The organism is Streptomyces sp. NPDC007264 (assembly GCF_042869095.1).
Taxonomy (GTDB): Bacteria; Actinomycetota; Actinomycetes; order Streptomycetales; family Streptomycetaceae; genus Streptomyces.
Window position 1 is genome coordinate 25535 of record NZ_JBIAFD010000007.1, and the last position, 20909, is coordinate 46443.

22 protein-coding genes are annotated in these 20909 nt (G+C 70.7%); 15 read left to right on the forward strand and 7 right to left on the reverse strand.

Annotation, left to right across the window (positions count from 1 at the left end; translation table 11 throughout):
- The first annotated feature begins 99 nt into the window (after positions 1-99).
- The 9 genes from atpB (at position 100) to ACFYMU_RS13595 (ending at position 7798) form a co-directional block, all read left to right on the forward strand.
- The gene (gene atpB / locus ACFYMU_RS13555) at positions 100-870 is read left to right on the forward strand and encodes a F0F1 ATP synthase subunit A (RefSeq protein ID WP_388372894.1); all 771 of its coding nucleotides are present in this window, start codon (positions 100-102) and stop codon (positions 868-870) included.
- A gap of 77 nt (positions 871-947) precedes the next feature.
- Positions 948-1193, forward strand: coding sequence for an ATP synthase F0 subunit C (gene atpE, locus ACFYMU_RS13560; RefSeq protein WP_388372280.1), 246 nt, complete (start codon positions 948-950; stop codon positions 1191-1193).
- 38 nt (positions 1194-1231) lie between these two features.
- Complete coding sequence (locus ACFYMU_RS13565; protein WP_388372282.1) at positions 1232-1789, forward strand: F0F1 ATP synthase subunit B; 558 nt, start codon at positions 1232-1234, stop codon at positions 1787-1789.
- A complete protein-coding gene (locus tag ACFYMU_RS13570) occupies positions 1786-2601 on the forward strand; it encodes a F0F1 ATP synthase subunit delta (RefSeq protein ID WP_388372284.1) in 816 nt (271 codons plus the stop codon). The genes ACFYMU_RS13565 and ACFYMU_RS13570 overlap by 4 nt, the downstream gene beginning before the upstream one ends.
- Before the next feature lie 115 nt (positions 2602-2716).
- Positions 2717-4309: a F0F1 ATP synthase subunit alpha gene (gene atpA / locus ACFYMU_RS13575; RefSeq protein ID WP_388372285.1), complete on the forward strand. Its 1593-nt coding sequence runs from the start codon at positions 2717-2719 to the stop codon at positions 4307-4309.
- 21 nt (positions 4310-4330) lie between these two features.
- Positions 4331-5248: a F0F1 ATP synthase subunit gamma gene (locus ACFYMU_RS13580; RefSeq protein WP_388372287.1), complete on the forward strand. Its 918-nt coding sequence runs from the start codon at positions 4331-4333 to the stop codon at positions 5246-5248.
- Complete coding sequence (gene atpD, locus ACFYMU_RS13585; protein WP_388372289.1) at positions 5248-6684, forward strand: F0F1 ATP synthase subunit beta; 1437 nt, start codon at positions 5248-5250, stop codon at positions 6682-6684. Before ACFYMU_RS13580 ends, atpD begins: the two co-directional genes overlap by 1 nt.
- Before the next feature lie 131 nt (positions 6685-6815).
- Positions 6816-7190 (forward strand): F0F1 ATP synthase subunit epsilon, encoded by a 375-nt coding sequence (locus ACFYMU_RS13590; protein ID WP_388372291.1) that lies wholly within the window; start codon positions 6816-6818, stop codon positions 7188-7190.
- Positions 7191-7351: 161 nt separating this feature from the next.
- Positions 7352-7798 carry a DUF2550 domain-containing protein gene (locus tag ACFYMU_RS13595; RefSeq protein WP_388372293.1) on the forward strand — a complete coding sequence of 149 codons (447 nt, stop codon included), beginning with the start codon at positions 7352-7354 and terminating at the stop codon, positions 7796-7798.
- 31 nt (positions 7799-7829) lie between these two features.
- Here the strand turns inward: ACFYMU_RS13595 and ACFYMU_RS13600 are convergent, their stop codons facing one another.
- The 3 genes from ACFYMU_RS13600 to ACFYMU_RS13610 form a co-directional block, all read right to left on the reverse strand.
- Complete coding sequence (locus tag ACFYMU_RS13600) at positions 7830-9659, reverse strand: glycosyl hydrolase family 18 protein (protein WP_388372295.1); 1830 nt, start codon at positions 9657-9659, stop codon at positions 7830-7832.
- Positions 9660-9776: 117 nt separating this feature from the next.
- Entirely contained in the window at positions 9777-10418 is a 642-nt protein-coding gene (locus ACFYMU_RS13605; protein WP_388372297.1) for a response regulator, read from the reverse strand.
- Positions 10415-11602 (reverse strand): sensor histidine kinase, encoded by a 1188-nt coding sequence (locus ACFYMU_RS13610; protein ID WP_388372299.1) that lies wholly within the window; start codon positions 11600-11602, stop codon positions 10415-10417. Before ACFYMU_RS13610 ends, ACFYMU_RS13605 begins: the two co-directional genes overlap by 4 nt.
- 155 nt (positions 11603-11757) lie before the next feature.
- On the opposite strand from ACFYMU_RS13610, the gene ACFYMU_RS13615 reads away from it, so the two are divergent.
- On the forward strand, positions 11758-12330 hold the full coding sequence (locus tag ACFYMU_RS13615) for a hypothetical protein (RefSeq protein ID WP_388372301.1): 573 nt from the start codon (positions 11758-11760) through the stop codon (positions 12328-12330).
- Between the two features lie 47 nt (positions 12331-12377).
- Here the strand turns inward: ACFYMU_RS13615 and ACFYMU_RS13620 are convergent, their stop codons facing one another.
- The 3 genes from ACFYMU_RS13620 to ACFYMU_RS13630 are packed head-to-tail and all read right to left on the reverse strand — an operon-like array spanning position 12378 to position 14509.
- A complete protein-coding gene (locus ACFYMU_RS13620) occupies positions 12378-12950 on the reverse strand; it encodes a cob(I)yrinic acid a,c-diamide adenosyltransferase (protein ID WP_388372303.1) in 573 nt (190 codons plus the stop codon).
- A 13-nt stretch (positions 12951-12963) separates the two neighbouring features.
- On the reverse strand, positions 12964-13713 hold the full coding sequence (locus ACFYMU_RS13625; protein WP_388372305.1) for an ABC transporter permease: 750 nt from the start codon (positions 13711-13713) through the stop codon (positions 12964-12966).
- A 13-nt stretch (positions 13714-13726) separates the two neighbouring features.
- The gene (locus ACFYMU_RS13630) at positions 13727-14509 is read right to left on the reverse strand and encodes an ABC transporter ATP-binding protein (RefSeq protein WP_388372307.1); all 783 of its coding nucleotides are present in this window, start codon (positions 14507-14509) and stop codon (positions 13727-13729) included.
- A gap of 79 nt (positions 14510-14588) precedes the next feature.
- Between ACFYMU_RS13630 and ACFYMU_RS13635 the strand changes: the two genes are divergently transcribed.
- The 4 genes from ACFYMU_RS13635 to ACFYMU_RS13650 all read left to right on the forward strand — a co-directional run bounded on the left by ACFYMU_RS13635 (position 14589) and on the right by ACFYMU_RS13650 (position 19413).
- On the forward strand, positions 14589-15230 hold the full coding sequence (locus ACFYMU_RS13635; protein ID WP_388372309.1) for a TetR/AcrR family transcriptional regulator: 642 nt from the start codon (positions 14589-14591) through the stop codon (positions 15228-15230).
- A gap of 126 nt (positions 15231-15356) precedes the next feature.
- Positions 15357-16205, forward strand: a complete 849-nt coding sequence (locus tag ACFYMU_RS13640; RefSeq protein WP_388372311.1) for a 3-hydroxyacyl-CoA dehydrogenase family protein — start codon at positions 15357-15359, stop codon at positions 16203-16205.
- Positions 16206-16349: 144 nt separating this feature from the next.
- Positions 16350-16673 carry an STAS domain-containing protein gene (locus ACFYMU_RS13645; RefSeq protein ID WP_388372313.1) on the forward strand — a complete coding sequence of 108 codons (324 nt, stop codon included), beginning with the start codon at positions 16350-16352 and terminating at the stop codon, positions 16671-16673.
- A gap of 244 nt (positions 16674-16917) precedes the next feature.
- On the forward strand, positions 16918-19413 hold the full coding sequence (locus ACFYMU_RS13650) for an ATP-binding protein (protein ID WP_388372315.1): 2496 nt from the start codon (positions 16918-16920) through the stop codon (positions 19411-19413).
- A gap of 77 nt (positions 19414-19490) precedes the next feature.
- Here ACFYMU_RS13650 and nucS read toward each other — a convergent pair whose 3' ends face one another.
- Complete coding sequence (gene nucS, locus ACFYMU_RS13655; RefSeq protein WP_388372317.1) at positions 19491-20162, reverse strand: endonuclease NucS; 672 nt, start codon at positions 20160-20162, stop codon at positions 19491-19493.
- Between the two features lie 303 nt (positions 20163-20465).
- Between nucS and ACFYMU_RS13660 the strand changes: the two genes are divergently transcribed.
- Entirely contained in the window at positions 20466-20858 is a 393-nt protein-coding gene (locus tag ACFYMU_RS13660; RefSeq protein WP_388372319.1) for an SCO5389 family protein, read from the forward strand.
- Positions 20859-20909: the final 51 nt, after the last annotated feature.

The window sequence follows — 20909 nt, forward strand, 5'->3', positions numbered from 1 at the left end:
ACCGACACAACGAGGTTGCCGAACCCATGCGTCACGCCGAAGGAGCCCGCGGTGAGTGCTGACCAGACCCAGCTCGCCTTTGACTGGAGCTGCCGCATCCTGTCCGACAACGGCTGTGGTTTTCCGGCTCCGGGCCTGAACTCCTTCCTCTTCAAGCCGCTGTTCACCGTGGGCGGCTACGAGTTCAACAAGGTGATGCTGCTCGCACTCGTCACCACCGCCCTCGTGATCAGCTTCTTCTGGGCCGCCTTCGGCAACGCGAAGGTGGTTCCCGGCAAGCTCCAGATGGTGGCCGAGGCCGGCTACGACTTCGTGCGCCGCGGCATCGTCTACGAGACGCTCGGCAAGCGCGAGGGCGAGAAGTACGTCCCGTTCATGGTCTCGCTGTTCTTCTTCATCTGGATCATGAACATCTGGTCCGTGATCCCGCTGGCCCAGTTCCCGGTCTCGTCGGTCATCGCCTTCCCGATGGTCCTCGCCGTGATCGTCTGGATCATGTGGATCTCGGTGACCTTCAAGCGCCACGGCTTCGTGGGCTTCTTCAAGAACGTCACGGGCTACGACAAGTCGCTCGGCGCGGTGCTGCCGCTCGTCATGGTCATCGAGTTCTTCTCGAACCTGCTCGTCCGCCCGTTCACGCACGCCGTGCGGCTCTTCGCCAACATGTTCGCCGGTCACCTGATGCTGGTGATGTTCACCGTCGCCTCCTGGTACCTGATGAACAGCTACATGATCCCGGCTGCGGGCGTCTCGCTCGTGATGACCATGGCCATGATCCTCTTCGAGCTCTTCGTGCAGGCCGTCCAGGCGTACGTCTTCGTGCTCCTCGCCTGCTCCTACCTTCAGGGCGCTCTGGCCGAGCACCACTGAGCCCCGCACCGCACCCCAACCCCCGGTCGTCCGGTGGCCAACCCCCACCGGTCCGTAAAAGAGAAGGAAGAACCGGCATGTCCGCTCTCCAGACCCTCGCCGCCGAAGCCACCGTCCACGGTTCCGTCGGTTCCATCGGCTACGGTCTCGCCGCCATCGGTCCCGGCATCGGCGTCGGCATCATCTTCGGTAACGGCACCCAGGCCCTGGCCCGTCAGCCCGAGGCCGCCGGTCTGATCCGTGCCAACCAGATCCTCGGCTTCGCCTTCTGTGAGGCGCTCGCCCTCATCGGCATCGTCATGCCGTTCGTGTTCGGTAAGTAACCACTCCTTACCGACACGTATCGACGAAAGGCACTGATGTGATCGCCAACCTGGTACAGCTGGCGGCCGAGGAAGAGCAGAACCCGCTCATCCCGGCCGGTCCGGAGCTGCTCGTCGGCACCATCGCCTTCGCCATCGTGTTCTTCTTCTTCTGGAAGAAGCTCCTTCCGAACATCAACAAGGTTCTGGAGGAGCGGCGCACGGCGATCGAAGGCGGGATCGAAGAGGCCGAGGCCATGAAGGTCGAGGCCCAGAGCGTGCTGGAGCAGTACAAGGCTCAGCTCGCCGAGGCCCGGCACGAGGCCGCGCGTCTGCGCCAGGAGGCGCAGGAGCAGGGTGCCGTGCTGATCGCCGAGATGCGCGCGGAAGGCCAGCGGCAGCGCGAAGAGATCATCGCCGCCGGCCACACGCAGATCGAGGCCGACCGCAAGGCCGCGGCGCAGGCCCTGCGGCAGGACGTCGGCGCGCTCGCCACCGAGCTGGCCGGCAAGCTCGTCGGCGAGTCCCTCGAGGACCACGCCCGGCAGAGCCGCGTCATCGACCGCTTCCTCGACGGGCTCGACGAGGCCGCTTCGAAGGCCGAGGCGGCGCGATGAACGGAGCGAGCCGCGAGGCCCTGGCCGCCGCACGGGAGCGTCTCGACGCGCTGACGGACGCCACGTCCGCCGACGCGGCGCAGCTCGCCGACGAGCTGGCCGCCGTCACCGCGCTGCTCGACCGCGAGGCCGGCCTGCGCCGGGTCCTCACCGACCCGGCGCAGCACGGCGAGGCCAAGGCCGAACTGGTCCGACGGCTGCTGGGCGGCCAGGTCGGCGAGCCGGTCGTGGACCTGCTGGCCGGCATGGTGCGCTCCCGCTGGTCGCAGTCCCGCGACCTGGTGGACGCGCTGGAGGAGCTGGCCGACCTCGCCGACCTCACCGCCGCCGAGAAGGCCGGCACGCTGGACGACGTCGAGGACGAGCTGTTCCGGTTCGGGCGGATCGTCTCCTCGAACACCGGGCTGCGTGCCGCGCTGACCGACCGCGCCGCGAGCGTCTCGGCCAAGGTCGAGCTGCTGCACCGGCTGCTCGGCGACCGGGTCGCCGCCACGACCGAGCGGCTGGTGACGCGCCTGGTGACCGCGCCGCGTGGACGTAGCCTGGAAGCGGGCATCGAGTCCCTGTCCAGGCTCGCCGCCGCGCGCCGTGACCGCATGGTCGCCGTCGTCACCTCGGCGGTACCGCTGAGCGACGGGCAGAAGCAGCGCCTCGGCGCCGCGCTGGCCAGGCTCTACGGCCGCCGGATGCATCTGAACCTCGACGTGGACCCCGAGGTCCTCGGCGGGATCCGGGTGCAGGTCGGTGACGAGGTCATCAACGGTTCGATCGCGGACCGACTCGAGGACGCCGGCCGCCGCATGGCGAGCTAGCAGCAACTCCATACGCAGTACTACGGCCCGCGTTGGGCCGTGCAGAGGATTCCTGGGGGTCGCCCCCAGACCCCCACAGAAACTTCGGGCCCAACAAGGAGAGCAGGGAACCCAGATGGCGGAGCTCACGATCCGGCCGGAGGAGATCCGGGACGCGCTGGAGAACTTCGTCCAGTCGTACAAGCCGGACGCGGCCTCGCGCGAGGAGGTCGGTACGGTCACCCTTGCCGGCGACGGCATCGCGAAGGTCGAGGGTCTTCCCTCGGCCATGGCCAACGAACTGCTGAAGTTCGAGGACGGCACCCTCGGCCTCGCCCTCAACCTCGAGGAACGCGAGATCGGTGCCATCGTCCTCGGTGAGTTCAGCGGCATCGAGGAGGGACAGCCGGTGCAGCGCACCGGTGAGGTGCTCTCCGTGGCCGTCGGCGACGGCTACCTCGGCCGCGTGGTCGACCCGCTCGGCAACGCGATCGACGGCCTCGGCGAGATCGAGACCGAGGGACGCCGCGCCCTCGAGCTGCAGGCCCCCACGGTCATGCAGCGCAAGTCGGTGCACGAGCCGATGGAGACGGGCTACAAGGCCGTCGACGCGATGACCCCGATCGGCCGCGGTCAGCGTCAGCTGATCATCGGTGACCGCCAGACCGGCAAGACCGCGCTGGCCGTCGACACGATCATCAACCAGCGTGACAACTGGCGCACCGGCGACCCGAAGAAGCAGGTCCGCTGCATCTACGTCGCCATCGGCCAGAAGGGCTCCACCATCGCGTCCGTGCGCGGTGCCCTGGAGGAGGCCGGCGCGCTGGAGTACACGACGATCGTCGCCGCCCCGGCGTCCGACCCGGCCGGCTTCAAGTTCCTGGCGCCGTACACCGGCTCGGCCATCGGCCAGCACTGGATGTACCAGGGCAAGCACGTCCTGATCGTCTTCGACGACCTCTCGAAGCAGGCCGACGCCTACCGCGCCGTGTCCCTGCTGCTGCGCCGCCCGCCGGGCCGCGAGGCCTACCCGGGTGACGTCTTCTACCTGCACTCCCGCCTGCTGGAGCGCTGCGCCAAGCTCTCCGACGAGCTGGGCGCCGGCTCGATGACCGGTCTGCCGGTCGTCGAGACCAAGGCCAACGACGTCTCGGCGTTCATCCCGACCAACGTCATCTCCATCACCGACGGCCAGTGCTTCCTGGAGTCCGACCTGTTCAACGCCGGTCAGCGTCCGGCCCTGAACGTCGGTATCTCGGTCTCCCGCGTCGGTGGCTCCGCCCAGCACCCCGCGATGAAGCAGGTCTCCGGCCGACTGCGTGTCGACCTGGCCCAGTTCCGTGAGCTGGAGGCGTTCGCCGCCTTCGGTTCCGACCTGGACGCCGCGTCGAAGGCGCAGCTGGAGCGTGGTCAGCGCATGGTGGAGCTGCTGAAGCAGGCGCAGTACCAGCCGATGGCCACCGAGGACCAGGTCGTCTCCGTCTGGGCCGGCACCAACGGCCGCATGGACGACGTCCCGGTCGCCGACATCCGCCGCTTCGAGAAGGAGCTCCTCGAGTACCTGCACCGCAAGGAGCAGGGCCTCATGACCTCCATCAAGGAGGGCGGCAAGATGTCGAACGACACCATCCAGGCGATCGACGACGCCGTGGCGGCCTTCAAGAAGCAGTTCGAGACCTCGGACGGCAAGCTGCTCGGCGAGGACACTCCGGCCGCCGCCGCCAAGTGACGTAAGGAAGGGACCTGACTCATGGGAGCCCAGCTCCGGGTCTACAAGCGTCGCATCCGATCCGTCACCGCGACCAAGAAGATCACGAAGGCGATGGAGATGATCGCCGCCTCGCGCGTCGTCAAGGCGCACCGCAGGGTGGCGGCCTCCACGCCGTACGCGACCGAGCTCACCCGGGCGGTCACGGCGGTCGGCACGGGTTCGAACACCAAGCACCCGCTGACCACCCAGGCCGAGACGGTCACCCGGTCCGCGGTGCTGCTCCTGACCAGCGACCGCGGTCTGGCCGGCGCCTTCAACTCCAACGCGATCAAGGCGGCGGAGCAGCTGACGGCGCGGCTGGAGCGGGAGGGCAAGCAGGTCGACACGTACATCGTCGGCCGGCGCGGCGTCGCCCACTACAACTTCCGTGAGCGCCAGATCGCGGAGTCGTGGACGGGCTTCACCGACGAGCCCTCGTACGCGGACGCCAAGAAGGTCGCGGCTCCGCTGATCGAGGCCATCGAGAAGGAGACGGCGGCCGGCGGCGTGGACGAGCTCCACATCGTCTACACCGAGTTCGTCTCGATGCTGACGCAGACGGCGGTCGACGCCCGTCTGCTGCCGCTCAGCCTCGACGAGGTGGCGAAGGACGCTCCCGTCAAGGGCGAGATCCTTCCGCTGTACGAGTTCGAGCCCTCGGCGGAGGACGTCCTGGACGCCCTGCTGCCGCGCTACGTGGAGAGCCGTGTCTACAACGCGCTGCTCCAGTCGGCCGCTTCGAAGCACGCCGCCACGCGTCGTGCGATGAAGTCGGCCACCGACAACGCCGGTGAGCTCATCGAGACGCTCACCCGGCTTGCCAACCAGGCCCGCCAGGCCGAAATCACCCAGGAAATCAGCGAGATCGTCGGTGGCGCGAGCGCCCTGGCCGACGCGACCGCGGGGAGTGACTACTAATGACCACCACTGTTGAGACCGCGACGGCTACGGGCCGCGTCGCCCGGGTCATCGGCCCGGTCGTCGACGTGGAGTTCCCCGTCGACGCGATGCCCGAGATCTACAGCGCCCTGCACGTCGAGGTCGCCGACCCGGCGAAGGCGGGCGAGAAGAAGACGCTGACCCTGGAGGTCGCCCAGCACCTGGGCGAGGGCATGGTCCGCGCCATCTCCATGCAGCCGACCGACGGTCTGGTCCGCCAGGCCGCGGTGACCGACACCGGCTCCGCCATCTCCGTCCCGGTCGGCGACTTCACCAAGGGCAAGGTGTTCAACACCCTCGGTGAGGTGCTGAACGTCGACGAGTCGTACGACGGCGAGCGCTGGCCGATCCACCGCAAGGCGCCGAACTTCGACCAGCTCGAGTCCAAGACCGAGATGTTCGAGACGGGCCTGAAGGTCGTCGACCTCCTCACCCCGTACGTCAAGGGCGGCAAGATCGGTCTGTTCGGTGGTGCCGGCGTCGGCAAGACCGTGCTGATCCAGGAAATGATCATGCGTGTCGCCAACCTCCACGAGGGCGTCTCCGTCTTCGCGGGCGTCGGCGAGCGCACCCGTGAGGGCAACGACCTCATCGCGGAGATGGAGGAGTCCGGCGTCCTCGACAAGACGGCGCTGGTCTTCGGTCAGATGGACGAGCCCCCGGGCACCCGTCTGCGCGTCGCCCTGGCCGGTCTGACCATGGCGGAGTACTTCCGCGATGTGCAGAAGCAGGACGTGCTGTTCTTCATCGACAACATCTTCCGCTTCACCCAGGCCGGTTCCGAGGTGTCCACCCTGCTCGGCCGTATGCCGTCCGCGGTGGGTTACCAGCCGAACCTGGCCGACGAGATGGGTCAGCTCCAGGAGCGCATCACCTCGACGCGCGGCCACTCGATCACCTCGATGCAGGCGATCTACGTCCCCGCGGACGACCTGACCGACCCGGCGCCGGCCACCACCTTCGCCCACCTCGACGCGACGACGGTGCTCTCCCGTCCGATCTCCGAGAAGGGCATCTACCCGGCCGTGGACCCGCTGGACTCCACGTCCCGGATCCTGGACCCGCGCTACATCTCGGCGGATCACTACGAGGCCGCCATGCGCGTCAAGACGATCCTCCAGAAGTACAAGGACCTCCAGGACATCATCGCGATCCTCGGTATCGACGAACTGGGCGAGGAGGACAAGCTCGTCGTCCACCGCGCCCGTCGCGTGGAGCGCTTCCTGTCCCAGAACACCCACGCCGCCAAGCAGTTCACCGGTGTGGACGGTTCGGACGTGCCGCTGGACGAGTCGATCGCCGCGTTCAACGCGATCTGCGACGGTGAGTACGACCACTTCCCGGAGCAGGCGTTCTTCATGTGCGGTGGTCTCGAGGACCTGAAGAACAAGGCGAAGGAGCTGGGCGTCTCCTGACCCCGTGCTCGTGATGGAGGGGAACGGGACCGCGCCTGATCACGGGCCGCGTCCCGTCCCCCTCCGCACGGCTACTAGAATTCATCCCAACACCCGGCCCTCCCGCCGGGTGGTGACCCGAGGAGCCACCCTTGGCTGCTGAGCTGCATGTCGAGATGGTCGCCGCCGACCGTCAGGTCTGGTCCGGCGAGGCCACCCTGGTCGTCGCGCGGACCACGTCCGGCGACATCGGCGTCATGCCCGGTCACCAGCCGCTGCTCGGTGTGCTGGAGTCGGGCCCGGTGACCATTCGTACGAGTGATGGTGGAACGGTCGTCGCCGCGGTGCACGGCGGTTTCATCTCGTTCGCGGACAACAAGCTGTCGCTGCTGGCCGAGATCGCCGAACTGTCGGACGAGATCGACGTCCAGCGCGCGGAGCGGGCGCTCGAGCGCGCGAAGGCGGAGGCCGACGCCTCCGCCGAACGCCGCGCGGACGTCCGACTGCGTGCCGTGGCGACGCGCTGATGACGGGGGTACCTCCCGCGCCGTCGTGGCACGGGGGGAGCGCCCTGCGATGATGTGACTCAGCCGCGGCCGGCCCGGAGCAATCCGGTGCCGGCCGCGGCTGAGGTGAATGCGGGTGTTTTTCCCTTTCCGTTACCTAGGAGACGAGGAGGTCGGTGCCGATGGTCCTCGCTCTGACTGTGTGCGGATTGGTCGTGGTACTCGTGGCGGCGGGGCTGTTCGCCTTCGGTCTCAGGCGTCGGCTGATCCAGCGCTCCGGCGGCACCTTCGACTGCAGCCTCCGGTGGAGCGTCGCGGAGGAGTCCGACACCAGCGGCAAGGGCTGGGGCTACGGCGTCGCCCGCTACAGCGGCGACCGCATCGAATGGTTCCGCGTCTTCTCCTACGCGCTGCGCCCGCGCCGTGTCCTGGAACGTTCGGCCATCGAGGTGGCCGGCCGGCGCGACCCCGAGGGCGAGGAGGAACTGGCGCTGCTGTCCGACGCGGTGATCCTCGCCTGCCGCCATCGCGGCACGCGCCTGGAACTCGCGATGAGCGAGGACGCGCTGACCGGTTTTCTCGCGTGGCTGGAGGCGGCCCCGCCCGGCCAGCGGGTGAACGTGGCCTGACGGCTCACCCCCACCCGCCGGGCCGGTCCGGTCACGACAGGCCGTTGCTCAGGGCACTCACCAGCTCGCCGCCCGCGGTGTCACCGCTGAACTCCCAGAAGAAGGCGCCGCCCAGGCCCTGGTTCTCGGCCCAGGCCATCTTGGCGCCGATGGTGGCCGGGGTGTCGTAGGACCACCAGTTGCTGCCGCAGTGCGCGTACGCCGTGCCGGCGACGGTGCCGGTGGCCGGGCAGGACGTCTTGAGGACCTTGTAGTCCTCGATGCCCTGCTCGTAGGTGCCGGCCGCCGGGCCCGTGGCCGTGCCGCCCGGGGCGTCCTGGGTGACCCCCGTCCAGCCGCGGCCGTAGAAGCCGATGCCGAGCAGCAGCTTGCCGGCGGGCACGCCGATCGCCTTGTACCCGGCGATCGCGTCGGCCGTGGTGAAGCCGGCCTTCGGGATGCCGCTGTAGGAGGTGAGGGGCGAGTGCGGGGCGGTGGGGCCCTGCGCGTCCCAGGCGCCGAAGAAGTCGTACGTCATCACGTTGTACCAGTTGATGTACTGCGCCGCGCCCGCGTAGTCGGCGGCCCCGATCTTGCCGCCGGCCGAGCCGTCGGCGGTGACGGCCGCGGTGACCAGGGCGGAGGAGCCGAACTTGGCGCGCAGGGCGGCCATCACGTTCTTGAAGGCCGCGGCCCCGCTGGTGTCGCAGGACAGTCCGCACGCGTTCGGGTACTCCCAGTCGATGTCGATGCCGTCGAAGACGTCGGCCCAGCGCGGGTCCTCGACCAGGTCGTAGCAGGACTGCGCGAAGGCCGCCGGGTTCTTGGCCGCGTCCCCGAAGCCCCCGGACCAGGTCCAGCCGCCGAAGGACCACAGCACCTTGAGGTTCGGGTACTTCGCCTTCAGCTCGCGCAGCTGGTTGAAGTTGCCGCGCAGCGGCTGGTCCCAGGTGTCGGCGACGCCGCTGACCGACTGGTCGGCCGTGAACGCCTTGTCGTAGTCGGCGTACGAGTCGCCGATCGCGCACTTGCCGCCGGTGACGTTGCCGAAGGCGTAGTTGATGTGCGTGATCTTCGATGCGGAGCCGGACGTCACCAGGTTCTTGACGTTGTAGTTGCGGCCGTAGATGCCCCACTCGGTGAAGTAGCCGAGCTTGACGGCGGAGCCGGACGTCGGGGGCGGGTTCGTGGTGCCGCCCGTGGTGTGCACGGCGACGGCGCCGCTGACCGGGCCGGTCTGGTCGGCGCTGTCACGCGCCTGGACGGTGTACGAGTAGTCGGTGCCGGCACTCAGACCGGTGTCCGCGTACGAGGTCGTGGTGACCGTGGCGACCTTGGTGCCGTCGCGCAGGACGTCGTAGTTCTTGACGCCCTTGTCGTCGGTGGCCGCCGACCAGGACAGCTGCACCGAGGTGTCCGTGACGGCGGAGGCCGTCGGGGTACCCGCCGCGGAGGGCGGGCTGTCTCCCGGGACCTGGCCGCCGCCGTCACAGCCGGCGCCGTTCAGGGTGCAGTCGGAGGGGGAGCCCGAGCCGGAGCCGTTGAAGCCGAAGGAGACGGAGGCGCCGGGGGCGAGGGTGCCGTTGTAGGACTTGTTCCTGGCGGTCCAGTGGGTCCCGGAGTTCGTCACGTCCGCGTCCCAGGCCGAGGTGACGGACGTGCCGGAGGGGAAGTCCCACTCGATCGTCCAGGAACTGATGGAGGTGGTGCCGGAGTTGGTGACCGTCCACTTGCCCTCGAAGCCGGTTCCCCAGTCCTGGGTCTTGGCGTACGTGGCGGTGGCCGATGTCGCGGCGTGGGCGGGGCCCGCGAGGCCGGTCAGGCCGGCGAGCGGCAGCAACAGGGTCGCGATCCCTGCCGCGACGCGGTGTGCGAAGCGCATCTGCGCCTCCTTGATTGTCGGGGGCATGACTGAGCGCGGTGCGGCGAGAATAGAAAGGTCTGGACCATAGGTCAATAGGTCTGGACCAGTGGACCGTTCATCGGCACGCCGGTCGGCTCAGACCCCCAACTCCTGGGCCAGCACCGCCGCTTGGACCCTGCTGCGCAGCTCCAGCTTGCCGAGCAGACGGCTGACGTGCGTCTTCACCGTGGCCTCCGCCATGCCCAGGCGGCCGGCGATCTCGGCGTTGGAGAGCCCCTCGCCGAGACAGGACAGCACCTCGCGTTCGCGCCGGGTGAGCGTGTCCAGCACCGACGGGTCGGCCGCCGGCTGCCGCACGGGCCCGGCCGCGAACTCCGCGATCAGCCGCCGCGTCACCGCGGGCGCGATCAGCCCCTCGCCGCGCGCCACCGTCCGCACCGCGGCGATGAGGTCCTTCGCCTCCGTGTCCTTCAGCAGGAAACCGGACGCGCCCGCCCGCAGCGCCCCGAACACATACGCGTCGAGGTCGAACGTCGTCAGCACCAGCACATCGGCGAGCCGCTCGTCGACGACCTGCCGGGTGGCCGCCACGCCGTCCAGGCGCGGCATCTGCACATCCATCAGGACCAGGTCGGGCCGCAGCTCCCGGGCCAGCGCCACCGCCTGCTCCCCGTCCGCCGCCTCCCCGACCACCTCGATGCCGGCTGCGCTGCGCAGGATGAGCACCAGCCCCGCGCGGACGGCCGACTGGTCCTCGGCGACGAGCACGCGGATCACGCGGTCCCCCCGTCCGGGGTGCCGTAGAGGGGAAGCACGGCACGCACGGTCCACGACGGCCCGTCGGGCCCGGCCTCGAACGTGCCGCCGAGCAGGGCGGCCCGCTCCCGCATGCCGACCAGACCCGCACCGGAGCCGGGGGCACGCGGCCGGTCCAGGTCGCCGTACGGGCTGGTCACCCGCACCTCCAGGGCCCCGTCCCGCTGGGTGAGCGCCACCGTGACCCGGCCGGGGCGGGCGTGCTTGAGCGCGTTCGTCAGGGACTCCTGCACGATCCGGTACGCGGCCAGCTCCACCGGCGCGGGAACCTTCCCGTGCTCCGCGCCGAGCGTGACGTCGAGCCCGCCCGCGCGGGCGGCGTCCACCAGTGCCCCGAGACCGTCGAGGGTGGGGGTCGCGGCCGGCTCGTGCCCGGCGCCGCCGTCCCGCAGGATCCCGATCAGCCGCCGCATCTCGGCGAGCCCCGCCACGCTGTTCTCACGGATGACGGTGAGGACGTTCCGGGAGGTCGTCGCGTCGTCCAGGGACAGCGCGGCCGTGGACTGGACGGCGATCGCGGACAGATGGCCCGCGACCATGTCGTGCAGCTCCCTCGCCACCCGCGCCCGCTCGGCGGTGACGGCCTGGACGCGGTCCATCTCGGCGAGCAGGGCGGTCTGCTCGGCGCGCAGCCGGGCGGCCTCGGCCGCGTCGCGGTGGTCGCGGACGAGCCAGCCGGTGGCGGCGGGGGCCAGCGCCACCACGCCGACCCCCACACCGATCAGCAGCGCCTCGGGCACGCGCCAGATCGCGAGGGGCACCACCGCGCCGATCACCGTGAGCACTCCGGTGATCCAGGGCAGGCGCCGGGCGGAGGCGGGGGTGCCGTACAGGACGGCCGCGTACATGAGGTCCGTGAACATCACGACGGTGGCCAGGCTGCCGAGGGTCACCGTGTCGGCGGCCAGCGCGGCCGTGCCGGTCAGCAGGGCCGCCTTCGGCCGGGTGCGGCGCAGCAGCTCGCAGCCGGCCGTCACGGCGAGCGGCACCAGCAGCGCCCAGCGCTCGGGCCACAGGACGAGTCCGTCGCCGGGCCGGCGTGAACTGAGGCCGATGCCCCACAGCAGGAGCCCGCCGAGGAGTCCGCTCGCCGCGATCAGCACGTCGTCGCGGTGCGGACGGGGGAGACGGAGACGGCCGGCCATGACTCCATCCAACACGGCGGCGGGGCCGGTGGCGTGCTTCTGCGGGACGGTTCGCGCGTACATCGAAGGATGCAGTGCGACGTCGTCATCGCCGACGACGCGGCGGTGCCGGTCCGCCGCGAGGCTGGAAGGACGGGGGACGAGAGGAGCGAGGCATGATCGTCGGGCTGGTCGTCGCGTGCGAGGTCGCCTTCTGGGTGCTGCTGGCCGTGGGCCTGGCCGTCCGCTACCTGCTGCGGATGCGCCGCACCGGCGTGGCGCTGCTGCTGGGCGAGCCGCTGCTGGAGGTGGTGCTGTTCGTGGCGACGGCGATCGACCTGAGAAACGGCGCCGCTCCGAGCTGGGAGCACGGCCTGGCGGCCCTGTACCTCGGCTTCACCGTCGCCTACGGGCCCTACCTGATCCACCGGCTCGACGGCCACGCCGCCCACCGTCTCGCCGGCGGCCCGCCTCCCGCCCGGCCGCCCCGCCACGGTCCGGCGCGCGCCGCGTACGAGGGCCGCCTGTGGCTGCGCACCCTGCTGGCCACGGCCGTGGCCTGCGCGCTGCTGCAGGGTGCGATCTGGTACGTCGGCGAGCCCGGCGCCCTGCGCATGTGGCAGTACGCGGCCCTGCGCGTCCTCGCCGTCCACGGGCTGATCGCCCTCAGCTACCTGCTGTGGCCCAAGAAGGCCCCGGCCTCCGCCGCCGGCCGGCCGGGGGAGGACCGCACCCCGACCGGGCGGTGACCGGCTCCGCCCTCACACCGTCCGGCGGACGACGGCCGCCGAACGGCTCAGCGCTCTCCGCCGGGGACCCACAGCACGTCCCCGGTCTCCTTGTTCGCGTACCGGGCGAGGATGAACAGCAGGTCGGAGAGGCGGTTGAGGTAGGTCGCGGTCAGGGGGTTCATGACCTCGCCGTGCGCGTCCAGCGCCGCCCAGGTCGAGCGCTCGGCGCGCCGCACGACCGTGCACGCCTGGTGCAGCAGGGCCGCGCCGGGCGTGCCACCGGGCAGGATGAACGAGCGCAGCTTCTCCAGTTCGGCGAGGAAGCGGTCGCAGTCCGCCTCCAGCCGGTCGACGTAGAACTGCTCGACCCGCAGCGGCGGGAACTCCGGGTTCTCGGCCACCGGCGTCGACAGGTCCGCGCCCACGTCGAACAGGTCGTTCTGTACGCGGGTGAGGACCGTGACGATCTCCTCGGCGAGGCCGCCCAGGGCGATCGCGGTGCCGATCACCGCGTTCGCCTCGTTGGCGTCGGCGTAGGCGGCGATGCGCAGGTCCGTCTTGGGCACCCGGCTCATGTCGCCGAGGTGCGTGGTGCCCTTGTCGCCGGTCCGCGTGTAGATGCGCGTCAGATTGACCATGCGACCAGCGTAGTTACGCTCCGGCCGTACGGAAGACCCGTGTGCCCACCGTCACGGAGATCACGGTGAGACCGAGGGCGACGAGGGCCCCGTAGAGCATGTGCGCCGTCAGGTAGGAGCCGACGTACGCGTCCCGGACCGCGTCCACCAGGTAGCGGAACGGCATGAGGTGGGAGAGCACGTCCAGCCAGTGGGGTGCCAGCGACATCGGCAGCATCAGGCCCGACAGCAGCATGGACGGCATCGTCATCGCGTTGACGGCGGGGCCGAACTCCTGGGGGGTGCGGACCTTCATGGCCAGCGCGTACGACAGCGAGGCGAGCGAGAGGGTCAGCAGCGCCACGAAGGCGAAGCCGACCAGGATCCCGGCGAGCGGTGCCCGCAGGCCCATCGCCAGCGCGGCGAGCACCAGCAGCACCGCCTGGAAGACGAACACGGCGGCGTCCCGCAGCACCCGGCCGAGCAGCAGCGCGAGCCTGCTGACGGGGGTGACCCGCATCCGCTCGACGATGCCGAGGTTCTTCTCGACGATGATCACGAATCCGGCGAACGCCGCCCCGAACAGTCCGAGTTGCAGCAGCAGTCCGGGCACCAGCACCTGCCAGGAACTACCGCGCGAGGCGAGCGGCAGGCGGGTGAGCAGCGGACCGAAGAAGAGCAGGTGGAGCAGCGGCATCAGGACGCCGAAGAGCATCGCGAACCGGGAGCGGAGGGTCTGGCGGGCGTACCGCCCGAAGACCAGTGCGGTGTCGTGCAGCAGCATCGTTCGATCCGCCCTACAGGGCTACGGGGGCGGAGTCGGCCGGCGCCGGGCCGCGGCCGGTGATCGCGAGGAAGGTGTCCTGGAGCGTCGCGTCGATCGAGCCGCCGTACTCCAGCTTCAGTGCGCCCGGGGCGCCCTCCGCGGCCACGACCCCCTTGTCGATGATCACGAGCCGGTCGGAGAGCGCGTCCGCCTCGTCGAGGTAGTGGGTGGTGAGGAACACGGTGGTGCCGTACCGGTCGCGCAGGTGCCGTACGAGGTCCCAGAGATCGGCGCGGCTGCCGGGGTCGAGGCCCGTGGTCGGCTCGTCGAGGAAGAGCACCCGGGGGCGGTGCGTGAGCCCCATCGCGATGTCGAGCCGTCGGCGCTGGCCGCCGGAGAGCGCGGACGTCTTCCGGTCCAGCACACCGCTGAGGTCCAGGTCGAGCGCCAGTTCCCCGGCGCGATCCTCCGCGTGCGCCTTCGGCAGCCGGTAGAGCCGGCCCTGGGTGACGAGTTCCTCCCGCACGGTCACGTTCGGGTCGACGCCGCCGGACTGGGCGACGTACCCGCAGGCGCGGCGCACCCCGGCCGGATCCGTGACGAGGTCGCAGCCCGCGACCGTGGCGGTGCCGCCGGTGGGCCTGAGCAGGGTCGTGAGCATGCGCAGGGTGGTCGTCTTGCCGGCGCCGTTGGGTCCGAGGAAGCCGAGGATCTCGCCCTCCGCGACGGTGAGGTCGACGCCCCGCACGGCCTCGACGGGGCCGTGCTTCGTCCGGAAGGTACGGGCCAGGCCGGCCGTCCTGATGATGGTCATGCCCCCAGAAAAACAGAGTCATTGAAATTTTGCAACGACACCAAATTTTGTGCGGCTCCACAGAAGCTACGATCACGGCATGGCTGAGGGACTCAGGGAGCGGAAGAAGCGGCAGACCCGCCAGTACATCTCGGACGTCGCCACGGGGCTGTTCCTGGAACGCGGCTTCGACGCGGTGACGGTCGCGGAGGTCGCGGAGGCCGCGGACGTCTCCGTCAACACCGTCTACAACTACTTCCCCGCCAAGGAGGACCTCTTCCTCGACCGCTCCAAGGGGGTCGTCGACCGGCTCGCCCGCTGGGTGCGCGGACGCGGGAAGGGCGAGTCGGCCGCCGCGGCCGTGCTGCGCGAACTGCGCGAGGAGGTGCGGGCGGTGTCGCCGCGGGTGGGGCTGATCGACGGATACGACCGCTTCATGCGCGTCATCCACGAGGCCCCCGCCCTCCGGTCCCGGCTGTGGGCCATCGCGCAGGAGGTCCTCGACAACCTCGACGAGGCCCTGCGCGAGGAGACCGGTGCGCCCGCCGACGATCCGCTGCCCACCCTGGTCGCCGGCCAGATCAACTGGGTCCACCAGACGCTCATGGCCGTCGTCGGCCGGGAGATGATGGCCGGCCGCACTCCGCAGGACGTGTCGCGCGAGGTGCTCGCACTTCTCGACGACATGGAGGATCTGTTGAGCGAGAAGGTGCTCAACTACGCCGTCCGAGGGCTGGAATGAGCCGTGCCGGTGTGACGTCCGTCATGTGAGACGTGACGCGCATTACTTACCGGTCACATCGCCCCTCACGAGCGCTAGGGTCCGCCCGAGAGGCATATACGAGCAGCGCGTCAGGGGAGTCGCACAGTGGCACGGAAGCTTGCCGTCATCGGAGCCGGACTGATGGGTTCCGGCATTGCCCAGGTATCGGCCCAGGCCGGCTGGGACGTCGTCCTGCGTGACGTCACGGACGAGGCGCTGACCCGTGGGACGGACGCCATCAAGTCCTCGTACGACAAGTTCGTGAGCAAGGGGCGGATGACGGCGCACGACGCCGAGGAGGCGCTCGCCCGCATCACCACGACCACCGACCTCGACGCCGCCGCCGACGCGGACCTCGTCGTCGAGGCCGTGTTCGAGAAGCTCGAGGTCAAGCACGAGATCTTCCGGACGCTCGACAAGCTCGTCCGCGAGGACGCCGTGCTCGCGTCGAACACCTCCGCCATCCCGATCACCAAGATCGCGGCGGTCACCGAGCGCCCGGAGCGGGTCGTCGGCGTGCACTTCTTCTCGCCGGTGCCCATGATGCAGCTCGTCGAGCTGGTCCGCGGATACAAGACGAGCGACGAAGCCCTGGCCACCGCCCGCGAGTTCGCCGAGTCCGTCGGCAAGACCTGTATCGTCGTCAACCGCGACGTCGCCGGCTTCGTGACGACCCGTCTCATCTCGGCGCTCGTCGTCGAGGCGACCAAGCTGTACGAGTCCGGTGTGGCCACCGCCGAGGACATCGACCTCGCCTGCAAGCTGGGCTTCGGCCACGCCATGGGACCCCTCGCCACGGCCGACCTCACCGGCGTCGACATCCTGCTGCACGCCACCGGCAACATCTACACCGAGTCGCAGGACGAGAAGTTCGCTCCGCCGGAACTGATGCGCCGGATGGTTGACGCCGGTGACTTCGGCCGCAAGAGCGGGCAGGGTTTTTACACGTACTGAAACCGCACAGCCCCCTGGGGTTTCACCTCATCGGGTGAATTCGGTCTCGGTTCGCTCACAGACGGCAACCTGATCGGCCACCAGGCAGTCAGACGTTGCAAACCACAACGCGGAGTACGACGACGCACTCTCGGGGAGCGGATTATGCACATCAGGGGCGACCACACCGAGCTGGTCGTCGGGGGCCGCCTCGACGTCCGCAGCGCGGCGGACGCCCGTACGGTCCTGCACTCGGCCGTCGACGACGGAGTCGGCGACCTGGTGCTGGACCTGTCCGAACTGGACTCCTGGGACGCCACCGGACTCGGGGTGATCATGGGGGTCCACCGGCGGGCCGGGCGGTGCGGCCGGCGGCTCGTGCTGCGCGACGTGCCGCCGCAGATGCAACGCCTGCTGGTGGCCACCCGGCTGCACCGGATCCTGGCGATCGAGGGCGGCATCGGGGTGGAGTCGCTGCCCCGCGTGTGACCGGGTGCTCCCTGTGCCACGGGCGTGAACGCCGACGAACCGCACGTCACGTGCAATCCTCACGAGACTGTGACCTCTCGGGCGGCGCGGCACCCCGGCTTGTCAGCAATACTGTGCGAAGGTTTAGGGTTCGGCTGCCCGCCGCCCGACACCCTTGAGCGGGTACCGGACCAGCAGCGACAGCGCGGTGTGCGGCACGGCCGGGAGGGGCTCAGGCACACGACGCTTTGGGGGGCTTGGACCTATGGACCCGAACAACACGGGACCCGTGGAGCACGGCCAGGACGGTGACGGCGGCACGCCGCGTCCGCGCCCGCCGCGGGATCCCTTGACACCGGACTTCGGACAGCCGGCACCGGCGCTCACCCGTATCGTCCGGGTCGTGTCGGGTGATCTCCTGCTCACCGTCAACCCCGTCGACGGCAGCGAGGTGGAGGTCTGCCCGCCGGGGCGGCGGCCCGAACGCCCGGTGAAGCGGACCGCCGCCGAGCGGGCCGAACGCGCCCGTGCCGCCCGCCCGCCCCTCCCGGCCGGTCCGGCGCACCCGCGGCTGCCGCTGCTGGAGCGTCAGGAGGAGCGCGAACGGCTCGTACGGCTCCTCGCGCGCGGCCGCTCCGTCCGCCTCACCGGCCCCTCGGGTTCCGGCCGCACCGCCCTCCTGGACGTCGTCGCCGAGGACTGCTCGGACCTCGCGCCCGACGGCGTCATCCGTCTCTCCGGCTACCGGCGCACCACGGGCGAGCTGCTCCAGGAGCTCTTCAGCGCCGTCTACGACGCGCCCCGCCACCGCCCGGAGCGCGACGAGCTGGTGCAGCTGGTGCGGGAGATCGGCGCCGTCGTCGTCCTCGACGACCTGGAGTTCGGCGGCAGCGCGCTCGACGAACTGCTCGATGCGACGCCCGAGTGCGCGTTCCTGCTCTCCGCCACTCCCGACGTGCCCGCGCCCTCCGCCGTCTCCCACGTCGAGGAGGTCTTCCTCGGCGGGCTCGACCGAGCGGGCGGCCTCGACATCCTGGAGCGCTTCGTCGGCCGCGACCTCACCGAGGAGGAGGCGAACTGGGCGGGCGACCTCTGGTTCGAGTCCGAGGGGCTGCCGCTGCGCTTCGTGCAGGCCGGGGCGCTGCTGCGGCAGCACGACCAGGTGCTCGCCGACGCGGACACCTTCGACGAGTTCGGCGTCTTCCAGGAAGCGCCGGTGGACGTCCCCCTCGACGCCGGGGACGGCGGCGAGGTCCCGCTGCCGTCGCTCGCGGAGGCCGCCGCCGCCGCGCCGCTGCTCGCCGCCCGGCTGAGCGCGTCGGCGCGGGAGACGCTCAAGTTCGCGGTCGCGCTGGGCGGCGAGGTGCCCGACCGGACGCATCTGCCGGCCCTCGCGGACGACACCCACGCGGACGCGGCGCTCGGCGAGCTCGTCGGCTGCGCGCTGGTCACCCCGGTCGGCTCCCGCTACCGGCTCGCGACCGGGGTGCAGGCCCAGCTGGAGGCCGCCGGGTACGCGACCGGCGCCGAGGAGTACGCCGTCAAGGCCGCCCGGCACTACGCCTGGTGGGCCGGGCATCCCTCGGTCGGCCCGGAGCGGGTGTCGGCGGAGGCCGACGCCGTGCTGGCCGCGCTCACCGCCGCCACGGCGGTCTCGGCGCCGCCCGCCGAGGGCGAGCACGGGGGCGAGGGAGAGGGCGAGGACGAGGGGAGCGTCGCCGTACGACTGGCCCGGCAGGCGGTGCCCGCGTTCGCCGCGGGGCTGCACTGGGGTGCCTGGGAGCGGGCGCTGCGCAGCGGCGCCGAGGCGTCCCGGCTTGCCGGCGAGGTCGGTGAAGAGGCTTATTTCCACCACGAGTTGGGCATTCTCGCGCTCTGCGGGGGGCAGCTGGAGCGGGCCCGCACCGAACTGGAGGCGTCCATCGGGCTGCGCGGCGCCCTCGCCGACAAGCGCGGCACGGTCGCCGGGCGGCGCGCCCTCGCCCTGGTGGCCGACCGCTCCGGCACGACGCCGCCCGGCGGGCTCACCGCGGTGGGGGAGGAGGCGGCGGACGCCCGCTCCGAGGAGCGCCCGGTGCCGGGCGGCATGCTGCCCGCCGGTGCCGTCGGTGACACGGCGAGGCTGGTCACCCACCAGGCCGCGGCCGAACCGGCGCGCGGTGCCGGTGGTGTCCGCACCCTGGTCAGGGGCACCCGGCGCAACCTGGCGGCCGTCGGCGCCGGGGCCGCCCTCGCCGCCGTGCTCGGCACGGTCGTGACGCTGGGCATGACGTCGAACGGCGACAAGGGCGCCCCGTCCGACAGCGTCCGCGTGGGGCCGTCGGCGAGCCAGGACACGAACGACGACGGCCTCGGCGCGGACAAGGCCGACGACGGCGCCGGAGGCACCGCGGGCGCGACCGCCTCGCCGACGCCCACGAACCCCGGCCCGGACGGGACCTACGGCACCTTGGACGACCCCGTGTCGAGGGTCACCCTCCGCCCGTCGGACAACTCGACGGGCACCCGGGGGACGAGCCCGTCCGCGTCGCCGGACCGGCCGCCGTCGAAGCCGCCCACCCCGAAGCCGTCGGTCTCGCCGTCCGGCTCGTCGAGTTCGAGTGCGTCGCCGACCGGGACGTCCACACCCACGTCGACGGCCACGCCGACGGACACGCCGCCGTCCTCCAACTCGGCCAGCGGGCCCGCCCCCGGTTCACCGACCACGATGAGCGGCTCGGCGAGCACGTCGGCGGACAGTGGGCAGGCGACGGTGGCCTGACGGGGTTTCGGCACGGCGAGAGGGCCGGGACCCGCGTCGAGCGGTCCCGGCCCTCTCGCCCTGTCGGCCGTCCGCCGTCAGAACAGGCGCAGCTTGTCGTCCTCGATGCCCCTGAGCGCGTCGTAGTCCAGGATCGTGCAGCCGATCCCGCGGTCCGTGGCCAGGACGCGGGCCTGCGGTTTGATCTCCTGGGCGGCGAAGACACCGCGCACCGGGGCGAGATGCGGGTCGCGGTTCAGGAGTTCCAGGTACCGCGTGAGCTGTTCCACGCCGTCGATCTCGCCACGCCGTTTGATCTCCACCGCCACGGTCCGGCCCTCGGCGTCCCGGCACAGGATGTCCACCGGGCCGATCGCCGTCATGTACTCGCGGCGGATGAGGGTGTAGCCCTCGCCGAGCGTCTCGATGCGGTCGGCGAGGAGTTCCTGGAGATGTGCCTCGACGCCGTCCTTGATCAGGCCCGGGTCCACGCCGAGTTCGTGCGTGGAATCGTGGAGGATCTCCTCCATCGTGATGATCAGTTTCTCGCCTGCCTTGTTGATGACGGTCCAGACGCCTTCCTCGGCGTCCGCGCCCTCCTTCAGGGTGCAGGGCGGCGACATCCAGTTGAGGGGCTTGTAGGCGCGGTCGTCCGCGTGGACCGAGACGCTGCCGTCCGCCTTCACCAGGATCAGGCGGGGCGCGGAGGGAAGGTGGGCGGTGAGACGGCCCGCGTAGTCGACGGAGCACCGGGCGATGACGAGACGCATGGTCGGCAACGCTACTGGACGTCCCCGTCCCCGCGCGATTCGCCCTCGTGGACCGGCCGTCCGGGGTCCGTCCGGCGACGACCCCGGGCCCGCCCCGTTGTCCAGAGTTGCCCCCGTTTGTCATTGGCTTGTTGTGTGCCTCATGGGAGTCGGCGGTGTGGCCATTCTCCTGGTGCGGTCACCGGCCGTTGCCTACGGTAGTGAACGGGAGGTCGCGCGGTGTGTACGCAGCGTGTCCGATTCCGCGGAACTCCCTTCCCTGTCCGTCAACCCCTGTTGTCCTGGGGTGCGAGAGGAGAACCCATGTCGCTCGACGTCTCACCGGCCCTACTCGAGCAGGCCGAGCGAGGCGAGGTCGACGAAGCCGACTTCGTCGACTGCGTCCGGACCTCCCTGCCCTACGCATGGGAGATGATCAGCTCCCTGGTGGCTCAGCTGAAGGTGGACGGCGGTGACTTCGCCGACAACCAGACGCCTCCGCCGGACGAGCAGGCACGTGGACAACTGTTGCGTGCGCTCGCGAGCGACGCGATACGCGGCGCCCTGCAGCGGCACTTCGGAGTGCGCCTGGCTTTCCAGAACTGCCACCGCGTGGCGGTGTTCCCGCTGGACTCCGCGGTGGACGACACGCTGGCGCGCTTCACCTCCGTCCGCAGCCAGCTCCTCAACCAGTCACCGGAACTGCGCGACTGCTGACGCACACCGAGCCGCACGGCTTGCCGCTCCGTACGGGGGGAGGTGCACGGT